Origin of the sequence: uncultured Hyphomicrobium sp. (genome assembly GCF_902826555.1) — a bacterium.
GTDB lineage: Bacteria > Pseudomonadota > Alphaproteobacteria > Rhizobiales > Hyphomicrobiaceae > Hyphomicrobium_C.
This window is the reverse complement of record NZ_CADEFI010000036.1, coordinates 14334-35822: the sequence shown is the minus strand read 5'-3', so window position 1 is coordinate 35822 and position 21489 is coordinate 14334. Positions and strand designations below refer to the sequence as shown.

The 21489-nt window shown below is 64.0% G+C and carries 26 protein-coding genes and 1 pseudogene; 8 read left to right on the top strand and 19 right to left on the bottom strand.

What is annotated here, in order from left to right; all coding sequences use genetic code 11:
- From QZV93_RS13970 to QZV93_RS13920, 11 genes and pseudogenes are all read right to left on the bottom strand, one after another.
- Positions 1-299: pseudogene (locus QZV93_RS13970) on the bottom strand (FMN-binding glutamate synthase family protein); the annotation flags it as partial.
- Positions 299-985 (bottom strand): GXGXG domain-containing protein, encoded by a 687-nt coding sequence (locus QZV93_RS13965; RefSeq protein ID WP_295559237.1) that lies wholly within the window; start codon positions 983-985, stop codon positions 299-301. The pseudogene QZV93_RS13970 and the gene QZV93_RS13965, both read right to left, overlap by 1 nt.
- A 4-nt stretch (positions 986-989) precedes the next feature.
- Positions 990-1886 (bottom strand): glutamine amidotransferase family protein, encoded by an 897-nt coding sequence (locus QZV93_RS13960; RefSeq protein ID WP_295559236.1) that lies wholly within the window; start codon positions 1884-1886, stop codon positions 990-992.
- An 85-nt stretch (positions 1887-1971) separates the two neighbouring features.
- A complete protein-coding gene (locus tag QZV93_RS13955) occupies positions 1972-2265 on the bottom strand; it encodes a hypothetical protein (protein ID WP_295559235.1) in 294 nt (97 codons plus the stop codon).
- Entirely contained in the window at positions 2262-2945 is a 684-nt protein-coding gene (locus QZV93_RS13950; protein WP_295559234.1) for a hypothetical protein, read from the bottom strand. Before QZV93_RS13950 ends, QZV93_RS13955 begins: the two co-directional genes overlap by 4 nt.
- Before the next feature lie 118 nt (positions 2946-3063).
- Positions 3064-4449, bottom strand: a complete 1386-nt coding sequence (locus QZV93_RS13945) for an amino acid permease (protein WP_295559233.1) — start codon at positions 4447-4449, stop codon at positions 3064-3066.
- Positions 4446-4631 (bottom strand): hypothetical protein, encoded by a 186-nt coding sequence (locus QZV93_RS13940; RefSeq protein WP_295559232.1) that lies wholly within the window; start codon positions 4629-4631, stop codon positions 4446-4448. The genes QZV93_RS13945 and QZV93_RS13940 overlap by 4 nt, the downstream gene beginning before the upstream one ends.
- A gap of 16 nt (positions 4632-4647) precedes the next feature.
- On the bottom strand, positions 4648-5055 hold the full coding sequence (locus QZV93_RS13935) for a hypothetical protein (RefSeq protein ID WP_295559231.1): 408 nt from the start codon (positions 5053-5055) through the stop codon (positions 4648-4650).
- A 10-nt stretch (positions 5056-5065) separates the two neighbouring features.
- Positions 5066-5359 carry a hypothetical protein gene (locus QZV93_RS13930; RefSeq protein WP_295559230.1) on the bottom strand — a complete coding sequence of 98 codons (294 nt, stop codon included), beginning with the start codon at positions 5357-5359 and terminating at the stop codon, positions 5066-5068.
- Positions 5360-5691: 332 nt separating this feature from the next.
- Positions 5692-5907, bottom strand: a complete 216-nt coding sequence (locus QZV93_RS13925) for a hypothetical protein (RefSeq protein WP_295559229.1) — start codon at positions 5905-5907, stop codon at positions 5692-5694.
- 15 nt (positions 5908-5922) lie between these two features.
- Positions 5923-7371, bottom strand: coding sequence for an ammonium transporter (locus QZV93_RS13920; RefSeq protein ID WP_295559228.1), 1449 nt, complete (start codon positions 7369-7371; stop codon positions 5923-5925).
- A gap of 614 nt (positions 7372-7985) precedes the next feature.
- On the opposite strand from QZV93_RS13920, the gene QZV93_RS13915 reads away from it, so the two are divergent.
- Entirely contained in the window at positions 7986-8621 is a 636-nt protein-coding gene (locus tag QZV93_RS13915) for an XRE family transcriptional regulator (RefSeq protein ID WP_295559240.1), read from the top strand.
- A gap of 3 nt (positions 8622-8624) precedes the next feature.
- Here the strand turns inward: QZV93_RS13915 and QZV93_RS13910 are convergent, their stop codons facing one another.
- The 8 genes from QZV93_RS13910 to fabD form a co-directional block, all read right to left on the bottom strand.
- Positions 8625-9125: an N-acetyltransferase gene (locus QZV93_RS13910; RefSeq protein WP_295559227.1), complete on the bottom strand. Its 501-nt coding sequence runs from the start codon at positions 9123-9125 to the stop codon at positions 8625-8627.
- Positions 9126-9773: a guanylate kinase gene (gmk, locus tag QZV93_RS13905; protein WP_295559226.1), complete on the bottom strand. Its 648-nt coding sequence runs from the start codon at positions 9771-9773 to the stop codon at positions 9126-9128.
- 73 nt (positions 9774-9846) lie between these two features.
- Entirely contained in the window at positions 9847-10734 is an 888-nt protein-coding gene (locus QZV93_RS13900) for a YicC/YloC family endoribonuclease (RefSeq protein WP_295559225.1), read from the bottom strand.
- Positions 10735-10887: 153 nt separating this feature from the next.
- Positions 10888-12267, bottom strand: coding sequence for an endolytic transglycosylase MltG (gene mltG / locus QZV93_RS13895; protein ID WP_295559224.1), 1380 nt, complete (start codon positions 12265-12267; stop codon positions 10888-10890).
- A gap of 142 nt (positions 12268-12409) precedes the next feature.
- Positions 12410-13672, bottom strand: coding sequence for a beta-ketoacyl-ACP synthase II (gene fabF, locus QZV93_RS13890; protein WP_295559239.1), 1263 nt, complete (start codon positions 13670-13672; stop codon positions 12410-12412).
- A 213-nt stretch (positions 13673-13885) separates the two neighbouring features.
- Positions 13886-14128, bottom strand: a complete 243-nt coding sequence (locus QZV93_RS13885; RefSeq protein ID WP_020086632.1) for an acyl carrier protein — start codon at positions 14126-14128, stop codon at positions 13886-13888.
- A 659-nt stretch (positions 14129-14787) separates the two neighbouring features.
- Entirely contained in the window at positions 14788-15531 is a 744-nt protein-coding gene (gene fabG, locus QZV93_RS13880) for a 3-oxoacyl-[acyl-carrier-protein] reductase (protein WP_295559223.1), read from the bottom strand.
- Positions 15532-15571: 40 nt separating this feature from the next.
- The gene (fabD, locus tag QZV93_RS13875) at positions 15572-16516 is read right to left on the bottom strand and encodes an ACP S-malonyltransferase (RefSeq protein WP_295559222.1); all 945 of its coding nucleotides are present in this window, start codon (positions 16514-16516) and stop codon (positions 15572-15574) included.
- A 174-nt stretch (positions 16517-16690) separates the two neighbouring features.
- Here fabD and QZV93_RS13870 point away from each other — a divergent pair, with 174 nt between their 5' ends.
- From QZV93_RS13870 to QZV93_RS13840, 7 genes are all read left to right on the top strand, one after another.
- Entirely contained in the window at positions 16691-16876 is a 186-nt protein-coding gene (locus QZV93_RS13870; RefSeq protein WP_295559221.1) for a 2TM domain-containing protein, read from the top strand.
- A 57-nt stretch (positions 16877-16933) separates the two neighbouring features.
- Positions 16934-17224: a hypothetical protein gene (locus tag QZV93_RS13865; RefSeq protein ID WP_295559220.1), complete on the top strand. Its 291-nt coding sequence runs from the start codon at positions 16934-16936 to the stop codon at positions 17222-17224.
- A gap of 286 nt (positions 17225-17510) precedes the next feature.
- Positions 17511-18113 carry a 30S ribosomal protein S6 gene (rpsF, locus tag QZV93_RS13860; RefSeq protein ID WP_295559219.1) on the top strand — a complete coding sequence of 201 codons (603 nt, stop codon included), beginning with the start codon at positions 17511-17513 and terminating at the stop codon, positions 18111-18113.
- A gap of 2 nt (positions 18114-18115) precedes the next feature.
- The gene (gene rpsR, locus QZV93_RS13855) at positions 18116-18364 is read left to right on the top strand and encodes a 30S ribosomal protein S18 (RefSeq protein ID WP_020086627.1); all 249 of its coding nucleotides are present in this window, start codon (positions 18116-18118) and stop codon (positions 18362-18364) included.
- 82 nt (positions 18365-18446) lie between these two features.
- Positions 18447-19445, top strand: a complete 999-nt coding sequence (locus QZV93_RS13850; protein WP_295559218.1) for a DUF2232 domain-containing protein — start codon at positions 18447-18449, stop codon at positions 19443-19445.
- 23 nt (positions 19446-19468) lie between these two features.
- Complete coding sequence (rplI, locus tag QZV93_RS13845; RefSeq protein WP_295559217.1) at positions 19469-20053, top strand: 50S ribosomal protein L9; 585 nt, start codon at positions 19469-19471, stop codon at positions 20051-20053.
- A 167-nt stretch (positions 20054-20220) separates the two neighbouring features.
- On the top strand, positions 20221-21480 hold the full coding sequence (locus QZV93_RS13840; RefSeq protein ID WP_295559216.1) for a cyclopropane-fatty-acyl-phospholipid synthase family protein: 1260 nt from the start codon (positions 20221-20223) through the stop codon (positions 21478-21480).
- The last annotated feature ends 9 nt before the right edge of the window (positions 21481-21489 follow it).

Here is a 21489-nt window from a genome sequence, read left to right as displayed (position 1 = left end):
AGCGAGCCGAAGCTCATGCCGGCGATGGTGATCGGAATCTTGAGCTCGATCGGCTTCTTGGCGTGGCGCGTACCGAGCGTGACGGCCGTCGAGCAACGCTCGCGGTAGCCTTCGAGCGGGTAGCGCGACATGGAAGCGCCGAGGAAGAGAAGGTCATCGAAGTGCGGGACCTTGCGCTTGGCGCCGGCGCCACGGATGTCGTAGATGCCGGTCTGGGCGGCACGGCGGATCTCCGACAGCGTGTAATCGTCGAAGGTCGCGGACTTGCGGGGTGTGGTCGGAGGATTATGATAGCTCATCAGTATGCGTCCGCGTTATCGATGTTGAAGTTGTAGAGCTTGCGGGCAGAGCCGTAACGTTTGAACTCCGACGTCTTGATGCCGTTGACGCCGGCCTTCTTCAAGATCTCGGTCAGCGCCTCATGATGCTCGGGGCGCATTTCCTTCTCGATGCAATCGGCGCCGAGGCTCTTCACCGATCCGCGCACGAAGAGCTTCGCCTCGTAGATGGAATCGCCGAGCGCGTCGCCGGCATCGCCGAGCACGACGAGATTGCCGGTCTGAGCCATGAAGGCCGACATGTGGCCGATATTGCCTTTGACGACGATGTCGATGCCCTTCATCGAGATGCCGCAGCGCGAGGACGCGTTGCCCTCGATCAGGAGCAGGCCGCCGCGGCCGGTGGCGCCCGCGTACTGGCTGGCATCGCCTTTAACGACGACACGGCCCGACATCATGTTCTCTGCGGTGCCGGGGCCAGCAGAGCCGTGCACGACGACGGTCGCCTGCTTGTTCATGCCGGCGCAGTAGTAGCCGACAGGCCCGCGGATGTTGACGGTGATGGGCGCATCGATGCCGACGGCGACGGCGTGCTGGCCGCGCGGGTTCAGCACTTCCCATTCGGTTTCGTTGGTGCCGTCCTTCAGCTGGTGCAAGCTCTCGTTGAGCCCGCGGAGCGGCGTTTTCTCAAGATCGATCGATCGCATTGTCCTAGCGCTCCCAGAAATAGACGGTGGCGGGCTCGGGCTCCCAGACCTTCGCGTTCTCGATGCCGGGAAGTCCGGCAAGGGCGCGATACTCGGAGCCGAAGGCGACATACTGATCCGTCTCGGCGAGCACTGCGGGCTTGCAAGCGATCGGATCGCGCACGACCCCGAAGCCGTTCTTGGTTCCGACCACGAACGTGAAGAAGCCGTCCAGATCCTCGAGGCTCTTCTCAAGTGCCTGACCGAGGTTGAGACCCTGGTTCATGCGCCACGTGAGATAGGCGGCCGCGACCTCGCTGTCGTTGGCGGTCTCGAAGCTCATGCCGTCGTGCTTCAGCTCGCGGCGGAGATTGTTGTGGTTGGAGAGCGAGCCGTTGTGCACGAGGCACTGGTCCGGGCCGGTCGAGAACGGGTGCGCGCCGAGCGTGGTGACGGCGCTTTCGGTCGCCATGCGCGTATGTCCGATGGCGTGAGTGCCGGACATCTTGGCGAGCGCAAACTGCTTGGCGACCTCGGTCGGATAGCCGACCTCCTTATAAATCTCGATGGCCTCGCCCGAGCCCATGATGCGCACGTTGGGAAACTCGGCGCGGATCGCTTCGCGCGCCGCATCGGCCTTGTCGGCCGGGCAGGTCAGAACGGCATGCGTGGACTTGATTTCAAGCTTCGTCTTTCCACCGATGGCGCGCTCGGCAGCCTTGGCCAAGCCGTCGAAATCCTTGTCAGGCGTCGGAGACTGGAGCGTGATCTTCGCCTCGCCGGACTTCGGTGCCCCATAAACGGCAAAGCCAGCCGAGTCCGGTCCGCGCTCGCACATGGTTGCAAGCATGCCGGCGGTCAGCTCTCCGAGCCGCGGCTCCAAGGCCTTGTCCTTGATGAACAGTCCGACAATTCCACACATAGGGGCACCCCCAGACTTGCTGTTTTCTATTTCACCATCCTAGCAGCAGCTTTCCTGTCGTTCAACTGCTAAGAAAGAATTATTCCTATGAGGATACTCTTTCCTGACGCCGCTGCCGCCAGGTCTCGTACCTGAGCCGCGCGATGCGGTAGGCGTCCGGGATGGAGAGCGCCCAGACGAAAAGCCCCATTGCCGAGCGGCCGACGAAGGAGTGCTCGGGAGTCGTCGTGTGCCAGGACACCAGCGCCAAGAGCAACGCGAAAAACGCGAAGCCAAAGCCGCGCTGGGGCTGTCCGACGGCGACGTGTCCGACGCCGGGCAGCAAGATCGCCAATGCAAGAACCGTGTAAGGGTGGATGGGGGCGCGTTCGGCCGTCATGTGGACGCTTCTTCTTTCTCGGTGCGTACGATGCTTTCACTCAGGGCGTCGATGTCCCTAAACACCTGCTCCAGATCGGCGGCAGAGACGCTCGCGTCATCGAACACCGCTTGGCGAAGCAAAAGGTAGTCACCGCGGCGACCCTCGGAGGCCTGGCGAATGATGCGCAGGCCGTTGGAGGTTATGGCGACCTCCTTTACGCGCTCATCCGACAGGATGCGCGCAAGCGTGGGCGCCATTTTCGGTAGAAAACCGGCCATTTTCCGGTCCTTCGCGCGAATGATGAGCTCGCGAGGAAAGGTTGCGGGTGTCTCGATCACATGGTCGAGGCCGCTCGTCAGGCTGTAGAACTCGTAGCCCGACGGGCGCACGAGAATGGCGAGGGCGGTCACGCCCGGCAGGCGCTGGAGCACCGTAACCTGCAGCCAGAGCTGAGGCAGGCGGCGGATGGTCATGGTGTCGCTGATGAGGCGCACATCGACGTTGCGGGCTCCGCTGCGACCGCTGAGCACCGGGAAATCGTCTCCTGCGTACGTCAATGCATAGCGGTCGAACAGACGTGCACAATCGTCGAGCAAATTGCGGCGGCGCGCGCGCAGGATGCGGCGGTCACGAAGTCCAATCCAACACAGAAGTCCGAGGGGGAGCGAGAAGAGTGCAATCGTCGAGACGAGCGACATGGGTCGGGGTGCCTTCACTCCTGCGTGTTTTGGGGGCGGCCGACCAGCCGCCCCCTCAAGGCGGAGCACAGAGGGCGGGGGGTGCGGCCGCCTCCGTGCTGCGCTTGCTTCAGTGCGATCAATAGCCCACCGGTTTCGGCCAGGGCATCGTGAACTGCGCGCCGCGCCGCACGAACTTATAGCGGTGCAACGCGAACCACAGTGACGCGACGATGTAGAACACCATCATGGCAACAAGCTGCGTGCCGTAGCCCAGGAACACCGCAAAGTAGGTTGCGGAGCATAGGACCAGGAGCACGATGGCCGGCAGAGGATGGAAGGGATGCACGTATCCCCTCTTGATCGTGCCGAGCGGCCACTTCTGGCGGAACATCATGACGTTGATCGCCATGAAGGTGTACTCGAGCAGGCCCGACAGGATCGAGAAGGTGATGACCTGGTCGAGGGGCGCGAAGTAGGCGAACACAAGAGCCACCGGCACGAGGAAGACGATCGAGCGGTAGGGTGTGCGATACTTCGGATGCACGGCGCCGAACACCTGCGGCAGATAACGATCGCGTCCCATGGAGAACCAGGCACGCGAGGCGTCATTGATGCAGCCGTTGGCGGAAGCCAGCGTCGAGAAGATGGTGCCGATGAAGAGCAGCACCATGAGCACCGTCGAGTCCGTGAGACGGGCCGCGTCGAACAGCGGCGTCACGGCCTGCCCCAGATACTCCCACGGCATGAGGCCGGCGCAGACGTACCACGTCAAAGTCGCGGCAATCAGCAGCGTGATGATGCCCGTCATCGTGCCGAGGGGAAGCGCGCGCGCGGGCGAGCGGACCTCCTCGGCGGCCTGGGTCGTTCCCTCGATGCCGAGGTAGAACCACATGCCGAAGTGAAGCGCCGCCAGCACGCCGAGCCAGCCGTAAGGCAGGCCCGTCAGGAGCTCGCGATGCTTCATGTACTCGCCGGTCCAGGGCTGCACTGCGAAGAACAGCACCAGGATGGCCACGAACGCGATCGCCGTGATGACCAGGTTGAAGGTCAACGTGGCGTAGACGCCGCGATAGTTGAGCCAGGCGAGAAACATGATCGTGAGCACGATGAACGGCTTGTCGTGGGTGTCGGCGAAGCCCGACATGGAGCCCACCGTCTGCACGAGATAGCCCAACGTGATGGCGTTTCCGGCTTCGAGCATGGTGTAGGCGAAGACCAGGAACAGACCGACGTTGAAGGCCATGAGCGGGCCGACGATGTGCTTGGCCTGGGCGTATTGACCGCCTGCGGCGGCGACCGTCGACGTCACCTCGGAGTCGATCATGGCGACGCAGGTGTAAAGCAGCCCCGCGAACCAGCAGGCGATCAACGCGGCGATGGCGCCGCCTTTTCCGACCGCGAAGTTCCAGCCCATGTACTCGCCCACGAGCACGATGCCGACGCCGAGCGCCCACACGTGGCCGGGACCCAAGACGCGAAGCAGCGAGATCTTCTCGCCGTGGATTGCTGTTGACTGGCTCACCGGTGACCTCCCTGATGGGTGGGGTCGATGACGAGCGCGTCCTCAATCTCGCCTTCCTGTGACGAGGTCAGAAGCTCCTCGGAGTACGTGCGATCGGTGCGGATCAGGTCGATCAGCATCCAAAGCCCGAACAGCGCGGACAGTCCCCAAGCGGCGTATTCGAGAAGTTGGAAATGGTTCATTTGGACAGTCCCCCGCTTACTTGTTGTTGAACCGCTCGTCGATCACTTCGCGGTATTCCTTCTTCGACCAGTGAAAGACGATGAAGAAATAGCCGATGACGACGAGAGCGGTGAGCACGAGTTCAAGCGGCTCGAAGGTGTAATCGAAGCGCGCGGAGATCAGGTCGGCGGCGGATGTGGGGTTCGCATCCGTCTTGGCGCCCTGGGTGTAGCCGAGCTTTTCCCATTGAGCCTGCATGGTGGCGTTCTGCCCCATGCCGGCCCACGTCTGGTCCTTGAGCTCGAGTGTCGTCTTGCCGCCTCCGGCGAGACCCAGGTACAGCGGCACGAACAGCGACGCCATCACGAGGACAAGGAGGAAGAGGGTGTCGAAGGTCTGGCCGAGTTTCGATTGAACCGGCGGTTGATATGGTGCTTTGGCCATGGCTCGCTCCTTACCCCTTCGTCTTCTTCATTTCGTCGAGGTAGTGGATGTCGAGCCCGTAGATGTGATCCTTATCGTGGGAATAGTGCACGATCATCGCCACGATGGATGCGGTGTTGAACAGCAAGACGAGTCCGCCGGCGATGGCGAGGGCCTGGATGACGCCTTGCTCGGCAGGGTTTTGGGTCAGCTCCCAGAAGGTGAAGGCATAGGAGGCCCAGAGCACCAGCACGGCTCCAAACGCCCAGATGCGGTCGCCTGAAAACATCGAGTGGATACGTGGATCGGGTAGTTTTTGCTGCATAAAGTCCCCCTTGTGAGACGATTTCGGTCGTTTCCTGAAGTTGCCTGTGAGGCAATCTTTTTTTATGTGCGGAAAACTCTGCGTTTGGGCGCGACGTTTTGTCAAGCTTATTGATGTATATTTAGCCATTCTGATTAGTGATTGTGCACTGCATCAGTAGCATTACGTCAGTAGTCTGATGTTAGCGAAGCGCCTGATCACCCTTAAAAAAACCCGGTTCAGAGCGGGCCGCTCATCGGCAAAAAAAAACACCGCCGACTTGCGTCGGCGGTGTTCAGAAGCTTTCTTCCGTCGTCTGGACGGACGGCGCCGTGCCGCGTTAGTCGCGGCCGTCAGTAGCGGTCGATGGCCTCGTTGCCTTTCTTGAGGTCGGCATCGACGCCGGTCGCTCTGAGGTCCTCGCTTTCATAGCGGATCTGCCAAATGTGCCAGATCACCCAGAATGCGACGGCAGCGATAACCATCGGCGTCTCCCAACCCTGGAACGGGTAGATCGCGCCGACGTCCTTGAGATCTACTGCCCAACTCGAATAGCCAATTGTCGACATAGCTCTCTCCGTTTCCTAGCGACCATTCGTGCTTGCCAGGGTGGCATGCTCAGCGGCTTTCACCTCCGCGATGGCAGCCTGGTAGGCGGCCTCGCCTTCGAAGTCCAATCCCGCAATCTCAGCCCGCTGCGGCACGCGCAGGATACCGAGCGCCTTGAGGATCAACGACAGGATCAAGACCGGGAAGAAGCCCAACACGAAGAACATGATCACGGCGCCGATGAAGTTGCCCCACGGGTTGATGACCTGGAAGCCCTCGTAAGGCGAGCTCGGCGCGCCCCACAGGAGGAAGCCTGCGACGACGACGCCGAGGAAGCCCGTGTAGCCGTGCACGGCAACGGCTCCGACAGCATCGTCGATCTTGAACGTGCGCTCGACCCAGTAGTGCAGCTTGTAGGAGATGCACGGCACGATCGCGCCGACGAACATGGCCTGGATCGGGTGGTAGAGATCGTTGCCGGCCGACGCCGCGATGATGCCTGCGAGTCCGAGCGAATAGGTCCAGAAGGCATCCCCCTTGGAGATCATATAGCCCGCCAGCATGCCGCCCGAGAGTGACATCAGGAAGTTGAATGTGATGGCGCTCAAGGTGGTGGGTGCGAGATAGATGTTGGTTGCCGTCCACGTCTCGCCCGTGATCTGGCCGGCAATGGTCGCAGGCGCGATCATCGGAATGTTGCAGGCGGCGTAGAAGCCCCAGAAGCCCGTGTAGATCAGGAACAGCCCGATGGTGACGAGCCAAGGGTTCTGCGGCGGGATCTCGCGCGGCGTGCCATCGGCGCGGAACTTGCCGATGCGAGGGCCGAGCACGATCAGTACGGCAAGCGCGGAGCCGCCGGCGATCGCGTGCACGACTCCCGATGCATAGGCGTCATGGTAGCCGAGGTATTTGACCATCCAGCCGGTCGCGCTCCAGCCCCAGGCCGCGTCCGTGATCCAGGAGACCGAGCCGACGAACACGGCGATGATCCAGAAGGCGCCCGAGCGGATGCGCTCGATGACGGCGCCCGAGATGATGGAGGCGGTGGTGATGGAGAACAGCAGGAAGGCCGCCCAGAACACACCGTTGAGGCGGTGCCAGGTGGCCGTGCCGTTGACGCCGTCGACCGTGAGCCCCGCCGCTGTATCGGTTGCATTGACGCCTGATAAATGGGTGCCCATGAGCGGGCTCCAGGGCGCGGCGATCAGATTGGGGTCGTAGGGGATCGCATCGGGAACGAAATTGTACCAATAGAAGCCGCTCGGGAAGGCGAAATAGATCCACCAGCCAAAGAAGTAAAACGTGATGGTGACCAAGGGGATGGCCATCGTATTTTTCATCAGCGTATGCATGTGGTTGCGCCGTCTGCTAACTCCCGTCTCGTAGACGCAAAAGCCCACGTGGATGAGAAACATCATCACGACTGTGACCCAGTAGTAGAACTCGATAAAAACGGTTGTATTCGTGGTGAGTTGATCTCCCATGGCGCTCCCCTGCCCGCTGTTGCCTGTGAGGCAACTGTTTTTGATGCGCGGAAAATCTGCGGCAGGGTGCCGCGGCGTGTCAACACGAGGTCGGACACTTGCCTTCGATTTAGGCATAACCGCCCAAATCAGGCGCGTCACATCGGCAATTGTTTCATGTTGGTATTTTACTCTTCATGTAGGGAAATACCTACGTAGTTTAATGCACGATTTATTGGCGGCATGATGCCTTATATTTAGTCAATTATCCGCTATCTGAACGTGTATCAGGAAGCTATTCTCACGCCGTCTTTCGCAAGATAAACCTCGGAATTTCCGGTGTTTCCTGCGTGCATCCGTCAGAGCTGTTGCCACGGCATTGCGGATCGTGGTTCGATGGCGGACAGAATGCGGATGTCGCAGTCTCGCGGGGCAGTTTTTCGGCATTTTTCAACTTTGGCCCAATCGCCGGGCGCGATTTTTCGACTTTCACGAACGCTTTCCAGAGCAAGGGGCGCATGAACCAGAAATCCTCAAGCCCTCAGAAAATTACAAAAGATGATGTAGCGCCCACGGACGGTGTGACCGCGAAAGAGCCGCGCAGGCTGCTTTCGACCGAGGAATTCTCCGAGGTGATGACGACTATCGCGACCAAAGAGCAGGATCCGCACGCGCTGCAGGGGTCCCGCGACAGCATGCTCGAGGTGGCGATCGGGCGCGAAGTGCGCGCATTCCGCAACAAGCTCGGCATCACGGCTTCCGATCTCGCGAAGGCGGCGGGGCTCTCGCTCGGCATGCTCTCCAAGATCGAGAACGGCGTGACGAGCGCTTCGCTGACGACACTGCAGCGGCTTTCGAAGGCGCTGGGCGTGCCCGTCACGGCTCTGTTCCGGCGCTTCGAGGAACGGCGTGACGCGGTCTTCGTGTCGGCCGGGCAAGGCCTCCTGATTGAGCGGCGCGGCACGCGAGCCGGTCATCAATATCAGCTGCTCGGGCATACGGGCGGCGTGTCGGGTGGCGTCGTGGTCGAGCCGTACCTCATCACGCTCACGGAAGAGTCCGACGTCTTTCCGCTGTTCCAGCACGCGGGGCTCGAGCTGATCTACGTTCTCGAGGGCGAAGTGGTGTATCGCCACGCCGACAAGCTCTATCCGATGAAGCCGGGCGACAGCTTGTTCTTCGACGCGGATGCGCCGCACGGGCCCGAGGAGCTGGTGAAGCTGCCGATCCGATTCCTCTCCGTCATCAGCTACGCGCGCGAGCTGCCTTAGGTTTTATTCGAGATCCCGAAACGCCGGCGCGTAGGCGACGCTCCCGCCTCGTCCGGGCAACTCGTTTCCGCTCAGTGCCAGGGCCATGAGATACGGGCCGGCATAGGGACACTCGAAACCGGCAGCCGTGTCCGCGCGAAAGCCGAAACGGCCGTAATAGGCCGGATCACCGAGGACGAATATCGCGTCCCATCCGGCGTCCGTCGCTGTTGCCAAGCCCTGGCGGATCAGCTGGCTGCCGATCCCGCTGCGCTGGCGCTTCGGCGTGACGGCGACAGGGCCCAAACCCAGCGCCTTGAAGGGTGCCGCCATCGGCGAGAAGACGACGTGGCCGACGAGCGCGTCGTTCTCAAAGGCCGCAAGGGCCATCGCGACATCACCGTCACGGCGCAGGCGCTCGACGAGATCGGCTTCGACCGGCGTCGGAAATGCTGCGAGCAAGAGGCTACGAATCTCCGGCGCGAGCGCAGGTGTTTCCAGCGCAATGCGGGGGAAGGCTGCCACTCAACTCAGCGCCGACTGAAGGGTGCGCACGAAGGCGGAAAGCCCCGTCGTGCGATCGCGGCGGAGGCGCTCGGCGGCCAGGATGGCGCGCAGTGCGGCGCTGCTCTCGGCGAGATCGGCGTTGACGATGACGTAGTCGTACTCCGCCCAGTGGCTGATCTCCGACGAGGCCTGCGCCATGCGCTTGACCACGACCTCCTCAGGATCCTGGGCGCGGCTGCGCAAGCGCTGCTCCAAAGCCGTGCTCGAGGGCGGCAGCACGAAGACGCGCACGAGATCGCCGGCCATGCGCTCGGAAAGCTGCTGGGTGCCTTGCCAATCGATGTCGAACAGCACGTCGCGCCCCTCGGCGAGCGCCTTCTCGATCGGCTCGCGCGGCGTGCCGTAGTAGTTGCCGAACACGGTGGCCCATTCGAGAAGCCGATCGCTCTCGCTCATGGCCTTGAACTTGGCCTCGTCGACGAACCAATAATCGCGTCCGTCCACCTCGCCGGGGCGCGGCTTGCGCGTCGTGACGGATACCGAAAGCGATATCCCGGAATCGGCGTCGAGGAGCGCGCGTGCGAGCGATGTCTTGCCGGCGCCCGACGGAGAAGACAGCACCAGGAGCAGGCCGCGTCGTTCGATCTTCGGATTTTCGCTCGTCATTGCCCCGTCTCCCGCGCGGGATACCCGCTGCCGCCGACCGACTGTTACGGAGTCGGGGGGCGCCGGTCCAGTGTTACTCGATGTTCTGGACCTGCTCGCGCAGTTGATCGATCACCACCTTGAGCGCGAGCCCCGAGCGCGCCACCTCCTGATCGGCCGCCTTGGAGGTCAGCGTGTTGGCTTCGCGGTTGAACTCCTGCGCAAGGAAATCGAGCTTGCGGCCGATGGCGCCTTCGTCGCGCAAAAGCGCTCGGGCCGCCTCGACATGGGCATTCAAGCGCTTCAGCTCTTCCTCGACGTCCGAACGCGTGGCGAGCAGCACCGCCTCCTGATGAAGGCGCGCAGGATCCAGCCCCTGCCCCGTCTCCAGCAGACGGGCGACCTGCTCTGCGAGCCTCGCGCGCACGGCATCGACGGATCGGGAGGGCGATGCCTCGATGGCGGCCGACAGGCGGGCGATATCGTCGATCTGCTGGCCGAGTACCGCTTTCAGCCGGCTCCCCTCGTCCCGGCGCGCGGCGACGAGACCGGCGAGCGCGGTTTCGAGGCCTGCCAGCACCGCGGCATGCTCGGCCGCCTGCGCCGTCTCGTCCTCGACGTCTTCCGCAACATCGAGCACACCCTTGAGGCTCAGCAGTTGCTCGATGCGCGGCTTTTCGGCGCCCGTGTCGGCGGCGAGACGCGTCGCGATCGTGAGCACGCGGTCGAGTGCTGCCTGATTGAGGCGCACCTCCGTGGTGTGCGTGCGGCGCGTTACGCTCAAGCTGGCGTTGACACTGCCGCGGGCAATGGATTTGGCGATCCGGTCGCGGATCTTCGGCTCGAGCGCCTCGAACCCGGCCGGCAACCGCAGGCGCAGATCCAAACCGCGGTTGTTGACGCTGCGGAGCTCCCAGTGCCACGCAGTGCCATTCAAGGCGCCGTCACTGCGGGCGAACCCGGTCATGCTTTGCAAGCTCATGGTCGTTGTCCGGGCCTTATGTCGGGATGCGTCGCGGAATGCGGACAATCTCCGCGCGACAGACGTACGCGGCGCACCCTCGGGCCGCAAGTGGCGCGTTGGGGTTTGCTTTAAAGCCGGTGACCTCTGCACCAGCGTGCCGCAGAAACCCCTTTATCGCTTGGGCTTCTTGACCGGGAGCGGAATTGTCGAGGCGGTCGCGGTCGCCGGCACGAAGGGTGCCTCGGCCTTGGCGGCTTCGTTGGACTTCGCCGCGACAGGTTGGGCCTTGGCGCCAGAGGCGCCCGGAGCACCGACATCCTCGGCCGGTGGATTGGGAAGCTCGGTGACCGGGTTCTTGGCCGTCTCTGCCGCGCCGGGCGTAGCGCCCTCGGCCGCGGCTGCCTGCCGGGCGCGGATCTCCTTCTCGGTCTTGCGCCAATTGACGACGGCGGCGTTGTGGTCCTTGAGCGTCGCCGAGAAGATATGGCCACCCGAGCCATCGGCGACAAAGAACAGGTCGCCGTGTTCCGACGGATTGAGGGCGGCTTCGAGCGCGGGTCGGCCTGGGTTGCAGATCGGCGTCGGGGGCAGTCCCTTGATCTGATACGTGTTGTGGGCGTTCTTGGCGTCCTTCTCGGATTGCATGATCGGCTTGCCCCACTGCACGCCGCCGCCGTAAATGCCGTAAAGGATGGTCGGGTCCGACTGTAGCGGCATGCCCTTGGCCAGGCGATTGACGAAGACGCCGGCGATTCGCTCGCGCTCGTCTGCGCGCCCCGTCTCCTTCTCGATGATGGACGCCATGACGACGGCTGCTTCCGGCGTCTGGAGGGGCAGGTCCTTGCGGCGGCGCTCCCATGCGCGCTCCAGCACCTGCTTCTGCTTCAGCTGCATGCGCTCGAGCAGCTCCTGGCGCGACATGCCCTTCTCGATGCTGTAGGTCTCGGGCAGGAGCGAACCCTCCGCCGGGATCTGCGCCACCTCGCCGGTCAGGTTCTCCTCGTCCTTCAAGCGCTCGACGATTTGCTGGCTGGTCAGGCCTTCCGGGATCGTGACCTTGTAAAGGACGGACTTGCCGTCGGACAAGATGTCGAGAACCTCGCGGATGGAGACGCCCGGCTTGAACAGATACTCGCCGTGCTTCAGCGAGACCTCTTCAGGGTGCATGCGGCTCTGCACGAGATAGTTGACCATGAAGGCCCAGCGGCTCGAGACGACGCCCTCCGCCTCGAGGTCGTCGGCGATCTTGTTCGAGCTCGTGCCTTTCGGGATCACGACGGTCTGGCTGACCGTCAGGGGACCCGGCTTGTTGTAGAGATGGCCTATCAACAGCGTCAGGGCGCCGGCCGTGACCATGACGACGAGCAGCACCGTCAGGATGCCGCTCACGACACGGGCGAAGCCCGACACGACACGCGATTCCTTGCGCTGGCGTACGCCATGGGGACGGGGTGGTGCGCGGCCCGGCTCAAGAGCTTCGGCGGGGCTTCTCGGGCGCATGCCCTCGCGCCGCGATAGCGTCGGCGGAATTTCCCGGCGCATTTTGTTCATTAACCAGCTCCCGTCTCGCGTCTCCGGCGCCCGCGCATCCCCGCACACAGGCTGGAGCAGTCCGAGTTTCACACGGCGACGTGACCTCGCGATTGTGGCGAAAGCCCGGACAAACCGCTGCCAGCCCCCGCCAAACGGGAGCCTAGGCTACCTTGCGCATGACGAGCGAGGCGTTCGTGCCACCGAACCCGAAGGAATTCGAAAGCACCGTGTTGATCTCACGCTTCCTCGGCGCCTTCGGCACGAGGTCGATCGCCGTCTCGACGGACGGGTTGTCGAGGTTCAGCGTCGCCGGAGCGACCTGATCGCGGATGGCCAGAATCGAGAAGATGGCCTCCACCGCACCCGCGGCGCCGAGCAGATGGCCGATCGACGACTTGGTCGACGACATGGAGAGCTTGGCCTGCGTATTGCCGAACAGGCGCTCGACGGCGCCGAGCTCGATCTCGTCGCCCAGCGGCGTCGAGGTGCCGTGCGCGTTGATGTAGTCGACGTCGCTCGGAGCTAGCCCCGCGCTCTTCAAGGCCGCACGCATGCAGCGGAAGGCGCCGTCGCCAGTCTCGGAGGGCGCGGTGATGTGATAGGCGTCGCCCGACATGCCGTAGCCGACCACCTCGGCGTAGATCTTGGCGCCGCGCGCCTGAGCGTGCTCCAGGCTTTCGAGAACGACAACGCCTGCACCTTCGCCCATGACGAAGCCGTCACGGTCCTTGTCGTAGGGGCGCGAGGCTTCCGTCGGACGGTCGTTGAAACCGCTGGAGAGCGCCCGGCAGGCGACGAAGCCCACCATGCCGATGCGGCAGACGGAACTCTCGGTTCCGCCGGCAACCATCACCTCGGCATCGCCCAGCGCGACGATGCGCGCAGCGTCGCCGATGGCATGCGTGCCCGTCGAGCACGCCGTCACGACAGCGTGGTTGGGGCCTTTGAGCTGATGCTTGATCGAGACATAGCCGCCCGCGAGATTGATCAAGCGGCCGGGAATGAAGAACGGCGAGACGCGGCGCGCGCCCTTCTCCTTCAGAAGGAGAGAGGTGTCGGCGATGCCCGAAAGCCCGCCGATGCCGGAGCCGATGAGGACGCCGGTCGATTCCTGCTTCTCGGCGGTGTCCGCCTTCCAGCCCGCGTCCTCGAGCGCCTGATCGGCGGCAGCGACCGCGTAGATGATGAAGTCGTCGACCTTGCGCTGCTCCTTGGGCTCCATCCAATCGTCCGGATTGAACTTGCCTTCGGACTTGGCGCCGCGCGGAACGAAATTGGCAATCTGGCAGGAGAGGTCGGAAACCTCGAACTCTTCGATGCGACGGGCGCCGCTCTTGCCGGCCAGCAAGTTCTGCCAGGACGGCTCAACCCCGCAGCCTACGGGAGAGACAAGACCCAACCCTGTGACGACGACGCGGCGCAATTCTCTCATGTCGGTCCCATCGATGGTGAGAGGCCTCGCACAAAAACGGTGAGGGTCTCGGCCTCTTGGAGCCTCGCCTGCGATCGCCGGACCCTGCATCCGGCGTCATGCCGGATGCCGATCCGCCCCCCGATCGACAAGCAACGGGTCGCCCCCGCCGGGTCGGGACGCCGTTCGGCGCCACCAACGCAGGCGGCTCGAACCAGTCCGCCGTCAGGCCGCGGTGGCGTTCTTCTCGAGGAACTTCACAGCGTCGCCGACGGTCAGAATGTGCTCGGCGGCATCGTCCGGGATCTCGCACCCGAACTCCTCCTCGAACGCCATCACCAGCTCGACCGTATCCAGGCTGTCGGCGCCGAGATCGTCGATAAAGCTGGCGTTCTCGGTGACCTTGTCGGCCTCAACGCCAAGATGCTCAACCACGATCTTCTTCACGCGCTCTGCGACATCGCTCATCGTCTTCCCTCGTGTCCCTGCTCTATCTTCTGTGTGATTGCTATCGTCTTATCGGGTCCGTCGTCCACCGGGACGTCTTATTTTCGTCGTGCTTCTTTTCGAAAACCGGATCCGCTTCTTGTCACCGGCCGTGCGTCCTATCGGAAGACCGGAGCCCACTTTTCCGGAAGCACTCCTTCGTCGGCCGTACTCCTTGCCGGAAAACCGGTGCCCACTTTTCCGGAAGCACTCCGGAAGTCAACGTCGTATGTCAACGTATGCCTCGGTCCCGGTGCTGGCGGCGCCATCAGGATCTCCCGGACGACAGCGCGCGAGCGTTGATCGTTAGGGCCTTTCCCAGAGTAGCGCAGCAAAAAAACGAGGCTCGTTAACACATCTCCCTGGGCTTGGCCAGCGCCCCATCCCCCCGTTGGGGGCCGGAGTCCGAGCGACACTTTGCCCCCGGAGCGCGTTCCGCCAAAGGCCAGCGGTACTTAACCAAACCCGGCGCCCTTGCACCACCGATTGACGCCTCGGCCCGATAGGGGCCTCGGCGATCGGGGTGTTTCGTTCGACCGCCAATTCACGCTCCAGGCTGATAGGGCCTGAAGCGATCGTGGTCCTTTTGCTGAAACCGACGATTCACGCTCCAGGCTGATAGGGCCTGAAGCGATCGTGGTTTAGACCATCGCCATGCCGCCGTTCACGTGCAGCGTCTGGCCGGTCATGTAGCCGGCCTCCGGGCTCGCCAGGTAGAGCGCTGCGGCGGCGATGTCCTCCGGCGTCCCAAAGCGCTGGGCCGGGATGTGCTGCGAGATCTCCGCCTTCTGCTTGTCGTTGAGGACGTCGGTCATGGCGGTGGCAATGAAACCCGGCGCGATGCAATTGGCGGTGATGCCGCGGTTCGCGACCTCGCGGGCAAGCGACTTGGTCATGCCGATCATGCCGGCTTTGGAGGCCGCGTAGTTGCCCTGACCGGGGTTACCGATGATGCCCGAGACGGACGAGATGTTGATGACGCGCCCGTAGCCGGTCTTGGAGCGCAGCATATGGCGCGTGGCCGCCCGCATCAGCATGAAGGTCGACGTGAGATTGACGGCGATGACGTCGTCCCACTGCTCGTCCTTCATCACCATGAAGAGGTTGTCCTTGGTGAGGCCGGCGTTGTTGACGATGATGTCGACGCGCCCGAGCTTGGCGGCCGCTTCGTCGATCAGCTTGGCGACCTGGGCCTTGTCGGCGAGATCGCAGGGGACGACGTGGGTACGCTCGCCCAGCTCGGCGGCCAGCGCCTCGAGCTTCGCCACCTGGCGCCCCGAGAGCGCGACCTCGGCGCCGGCCTTGTGGAAGGCGCGGGCGATGCCTTCGCCGATGCCGCCGGTGGCCCCCGTGATCAGCGCCTTCTTGCCGGTCAAATCGAACATGGGTCTTCTATCCTTCTCACGGAGTGAATTGCGTTGCGGCTCAGGCGAGCTTTGCCAGAGCGGCATCGATGTCGGCCGGCGTGCCGAGGCTTTGGGCCTCTAGCGATTTCTCGATGCGCTTGGCAAGTCCGGCCAAGACTTTGCCGGAGCCTATCTCGAACACATCGGTGACGCCGTTCCCGGCGAGATAGCCGACGCATTCGCGCCAGCGCACGGTGCCGGTCACCTGCCGCACCAGCAGCCGGCGGATTTCGTCCGGATCGCTGACGGCGGATGCCACGACGTTAGCGACGACGGGCACCACGGGCGTGTTGATCGTGACTTTCGACAGCGCGTCCGCCATGGCGTCGGCCGCCGGCTGCATGAGCGCGCAATGGAAGGGTGCGGAGACCGGCAACGGCACAGCCCGGCGCACGCCGTGGGCCTTGCCCACCTCGGCGACACGGTCAAGGGCGGCCTTGGATCCCGATAGCACGACCTGCGTCGGCTCGTTGTCGTTGGCGACCTGGCAGACATCGCCCTGCGCCGCTTCAGCCGCGACTTTCTCGGCGACATCCAGGCCGACGCCCAGGAGCGCGACCATGGCTCCCTGTCCGACCGGGACCGCCTTCTGCATCGCCTGCCCGCGAAGCTTCAACAGGCGGGCCGTGTCGGCGAGCGAGAAGGCTCCGGCGGCGGCGAGCGCCGAGTACTCGCCCAGCGAATGGCCGGCGACGAATTTCACGGTGTCAGCGAGCTTGATGCCTTTCTCGCTTTCGAGGACGCGAATGACCGCCATCGAAACCGCCATGAGCGCGGGCTGGGCGTTCTCCGTCAGCGTCAGCGTTTCCTTGGGGCCGTCCCACATGATGGCGGACAGCTTCTGCCCCAGCGCGTCGTCCACCTCGTCGAACACCTGCCGTGCGACGGGAAAGGTGTCCGCCAGCTCACGGCCCATGCCAACATCCTGGCTGCCCTGCCCGGGAAATATGAAAGCGCGTGCCACGTTCGTCCTCTCGTTGCTTATGGAGACGTCCGGCGGTCCGGAGTATTGAAGGCGTTCGTGCAGAGTCGTTCCGGCGCTTTCGACATGGTGGCCTCCCGATTGTCAAGAGCCGCAGGCCGTAGATCTCATTGCCGCGCGCCCATCCGGGCGGCCGGCACGAAACAGGAGAGACCAATGTCCATTCCGATCGAGACCCTGCGCCGGGCCGGCGTTTTGCGCCATGCCGCGATCTTCGCGGTCGTCATCGTGCTGCTCGCCATTCTGGATTGGTACACGGCTGAGCCCTACTGGGTTCATTGGGTTTTTCTGGGTTGGGGTGCGGGTCTCGCATTGCATGCCTGGCTGGCGCTGAGGCACTGAATCGTTGGCCCAGCGCCGCCGGTCGAGGAGCACGGGATCGTGAAACGAGGGGGACGCATGCTTTGGATCGTCGGGGTCGTCATTGCCTTGGTGGCCGCGTATATCGCCGCGTGGCAGTGGGATCTCCTGCCGCGGGAGGTCATCGCCACCGGCACGGTGACGACGCGCGATGGCAAGACATTGAAAACGCGGCAATTTTATAGATACTCCCGCCAGGACACGCACAAATCGCCGGTTCCCGGCCCGCTGAAGCGGGAGGCGGTCTGGGAGGTGCAGCTGCCAAGCGGACGCTGGATCGACTGCGACGGGGCGGATTGCGCCGACGCGGCTGAGCGGGCGATCAAATGACCGCACCGTTGGCCGGACTTTTTCGGGCCGCCCCCTTGCCGGCCGGGCAAATTCCCGTATAAGTCGCGCCGTCACGCGCTTCGGTTGGAGGCTGAACGGGGCCGCGGAGCTGTTTTCAGCTCGGCGGCAAGGTTCGTTGGGGTCATCACCCCGACAATCCTGTTCCCCAGTGTCTCCGCTCTTTTAGGTGCCTTTGGGCCTTCAGGGCCTGTAAGGGGCTTTGCGCCGAGCCAATGTGACCCCTGGGCACGAGCCTTGCGGAAACATCTGAACTGAAAGGCCACACATGCCGCTTTACGAGCATGTCTTCCTGGCGCGCCAGGACGTTACTCAGCAGCAGGTCGAAGCGCTGACGAAAGAATACTCCGACGTCATTACCGAGGGCGGCGGCAAGATTACCAAGACCGAATACTGGGGCCTCAAGGGCCTGGCCTTCAAGATCAAGAAGAGCCGCAAAGCGCACTATTCACTGCTCAACATCGAGGCCCCCGCCGCGGCGGTCGCCGAGATGGAGCGCCGCATGGGCCTCTCCACCGACGTCATCCGCTTCATCACGCTGCGCGTCGAGGAGCTCGAGAGCGAGCCGTCGATCATGATGCGCAAGCAGGACCGCGACGAGCGCGGCGGTGACCGTGGCGGCTTCCGCGGCGGCGACCGCGGTGGGTTCCGTGGCGGTGACCGCGGCGGGTTCCGCGGTGGCGACAGGGGCGGCGATCGCGGTGGGTTCCGCGACGGCGGCGGCGAAGGCGGCTCGACGTTCCGGGCACGTCCGCCGCGCGAGGGTGGCGATTCGCGTCCTCCGCGTGACGGCGACCGCGGTCCGCGTCCGCCGCGGCCTGCATTCAGAGACAACAAGCCGGACGGCGGCAACACGGGCTCGGAGGGCTGAACATGGCTGAGATTCAAGAGATCGCCGCACGCCGGCCCTTCCACCGCCGCCGCAAGACCTGTCCGTTCTCGGGCGATCAGGCGCCGAAGATCGACTATAAGGACGTGCGTACGCTCGGCCGCTATATCTCCGAGCGCGGAAAGATCGTGCCGAGCCGGATCACGGCGGTCTCGGCGAAGAAGCAGCGCGAGCTGGCTCGTGCCATCAAGCGCGCGCGCTTCCTCGGTCTGCTGCCCTACGTGCTGAAGTAGTTCAGCCGACACTTATGAATTGGGTTGGATGAGGGGCTTTTGCCCCTCACCCTAACCGCAGCAGATGCGGGACAGCTGGATAATGCGAACGACCTATCTTGCAGGAGCGGGACTCGGACTGGTTGCGGCGGTGGTGTTCGCCTCCGCGACCACGGGACCTTTGCTGGCCCGCTTCCTGCTGATGTTCGTGACTTCGCTTCCCATCGCGCTTGCCGGGTTTGGATGGGGGTGGCGCTCGGCCGTCGTTGCCGGCGCCGTCGGCAGCGTCATCATTCTGGCGTTCGCAAGCCCGGCCGTCGCTCTCGCCTTCGCCCTCACGCAAGCGGCGCCGATGGTGGTGCTCACCTATCTGGCGCTGCTCAGCCGCCCGATCACGGAAAGCGGGACCGCCAACGCCGACGAGGCCGCGGTCGAGTGGTACCCGCCCGGCCGGCTCGTGGTCTGGTCCGCGGTGATGGCCGGCCTGATGGCCATCGCCATGCTGATGGTCATCGGCGGGGATCTCGAGACGCTGCGCCGTTCACTCGCCGACTTCATCAAGGCGACGGTCGAAGCAGGCCTGCCCACCAGCGGCGGCAAGGTCGATCTCAGCGAGGCGGAAATCGCGTCACTGTCCGAGATCGCACTGAGCGCGCTTCCGGCCGCCTCGGCCACGTCGTGGATGGCGAGCCTTCTGTTCAACCTTTGGCTCGCGGCGCGGGTGACGCTCGCCTCCGGCCAGCTCGGACGGCCGTGGCCGGATCTTGCGGCCATCACGTATCCGCAAGGCACGCCGCTCGCTTTCGGCATCATGCTGCTTGCTACGGCGCTCGTGGGCTTTCCCGGTCTCGCAGCTTCCGCGTTCGCGGGCGGGCTGTTCGTCGCCTACCTGCTGCTGGGGCTCGCGATCCTCCATTACACCACGCGCGGCCAGCCGTGGCGCCCGATGGCGCTCTGGCTGCTCTACGGCTCGCTCTTCGTCGCCAACATCTGGATCGGCATCGTCATCGCCATGCTCGGGCTGGCAGAAACCGTTCTCCATCTTCGGGCGCGCTCCGCGGTGCCGCCCGGCACGCCACCACCCAACAATTCCAACATCTGAATTCGTCAAAGGAGACACAATCCATGCAAGTCATTCTACTGCAGCGTATCGGCCGGCTCGGCCAGATGGGCGACGTCGTCACCGTGAAGGACGGCTTTGCCCGCAACTTCCTGCTGCCGCAAAAGAAGGCGCTGCGCGCCACGAAGGACAACCTCGCCCACTTCGAGACGCAGCGGTCGCAGCTGGAAGCGAACAATCTCGAACTCAAGAAAGAGGCCGAGGCGGTCGCGACCAAGCTCGAAGGCCAGATCTTCAAAGCCATCCGCTCCGCGGGCGATACGGGCCAGCTCTACGGCTCGGTCTCGACGCGCGATATCGCCGAGGCCGTCACGGCCGGCGGCTTCACCGTCGACCGGCGCCAGATCGTGCTCGAGCGTCCGATCAAGTCGCTGGGGCTGCATGAGACCAAGGTCCAGCTGCACCCGGAGGTGATCGTCAAGGTGACGCTCAACGTCGCCCGCTCCGACGAAGAGGCCGCCAAGCAGGCTCGCGGCGAAGACGTCACGGTGGTCAAGGGCGAAGCGCTCGAGCTCGAGACCTTCAATCCCGACTCCGTTTTCGAGGACGGCGCTGCGCCCTCGGACGAAGGCGAGGAGAAGGCCGAGTAAGCTTTTTTCTCCATTCCGGCTCAATACCGCACGGCGGCGTGAGGCAAAAAGCTTCGCGCCGCCGTTTCGCGTCGCGGGGGATCTCGACATCCCGCGGCCGCGTTCCCATAGATTGTAGATCAGAGGTCGTGCCCACGAGGGGGAGGCACCTGGCAAGGGATGCTCCCATGCTCAAGCCCCTTTCACTCATTCTCTCGTCCGTCGTGCGTCGCGGGAACCTGACGTTCGTGGATCCCGACGGTGCGGTCCACCACTTCGGGGACGGCAATGACCCGGCGGTCAGGATCGAGATCGCCGACCGCCGCCTCGAGTGGCATCTGGCGCTCGACCCGGAAATGGCCGCCGGTGAAGGCTACATGAGCGGGCGGCTCAGGGTCACGCAGGGCACGATCTACGATTTCATCGCGCTCATGATGGGCAATCTCGCCGATCGCCCGTTCCCTGCGTACGCGCAGGTGCTGGCGAAGCTCCGGGGCTGGGTGCGTCCGATCGCTCAATTCAACCCGGCGCGGCGCGCGACGCGCAACGTGCGCCACCACTACGACATCGATCCCCGCATCTACGATCTCTTTCTCGATCCCGACCGGCAATACTCGTGCGCCTATTTTTCCGAGCCCGGCATGAGCCTCGCCGACGCGCAGGCGGCGAAGAAGCGGCATATCGCCGCCAAGCTATCCCTGATACCAGGACAGCGCGTGCTCGATATCGGCTCAGGCTGGGGCGGGCTCGCCCTCTACCTCGCGCGCGCCGCCAACGCGGATGTCACCGGCGTGACGCTCAGCGAGGAGCAGATCAGAATTGCGCGCGAGCGTACGCAGTCTGCGCGCCTCGCCAATCCGCCACGGTTCGAGCTTCGCGACTACCGGAAGGTCGAGGGCACGTTCGACCGCATCGTGTCTGTCGGCATGTTCGAGCATGTGGGGCTGCCGCACTACAAGACGTTCTTCGCGACGATGGCGCGACTCCTGGCGCCGAACGGGGTTGGGCTCCTGCACACGATCGGGCGCACGGACAAGCCGGCCGCCACCAACCCGTTCATCGCCCGCTATATCTTCCCCGGCGGGTACATTCCCGCGCTGTCCGAGATCATGACGGCGGTCGAGGCGACGGGGCTGATCGTCTGCGACGTCGAAGTGCTGCGGCTGCACTATGCCGAGACGCTGCTGGCGTGGCGGCGGCGCTTCCTCGCCAACCGGCCGGCCGCGGTCGGCATCGCCGGCGAAGAGTTCTGCCGCATGTGGGAATTCTATCTGGCGGGGGCCGAGGCCTCGTTCCGGTTCCAGAACTTCGTCGTGTTCCAGATCCAGCTCGCCCGGCGCATCGACGCCACTCCGGTGACGCGGGACTACATGGCGGTCGTGGAGCGCGCGCTGCCGCTTGTGATGGGCGACGGCGACAGGCCGAAGGGCATCGCCGCGGGACGATGAGGCGGTAGG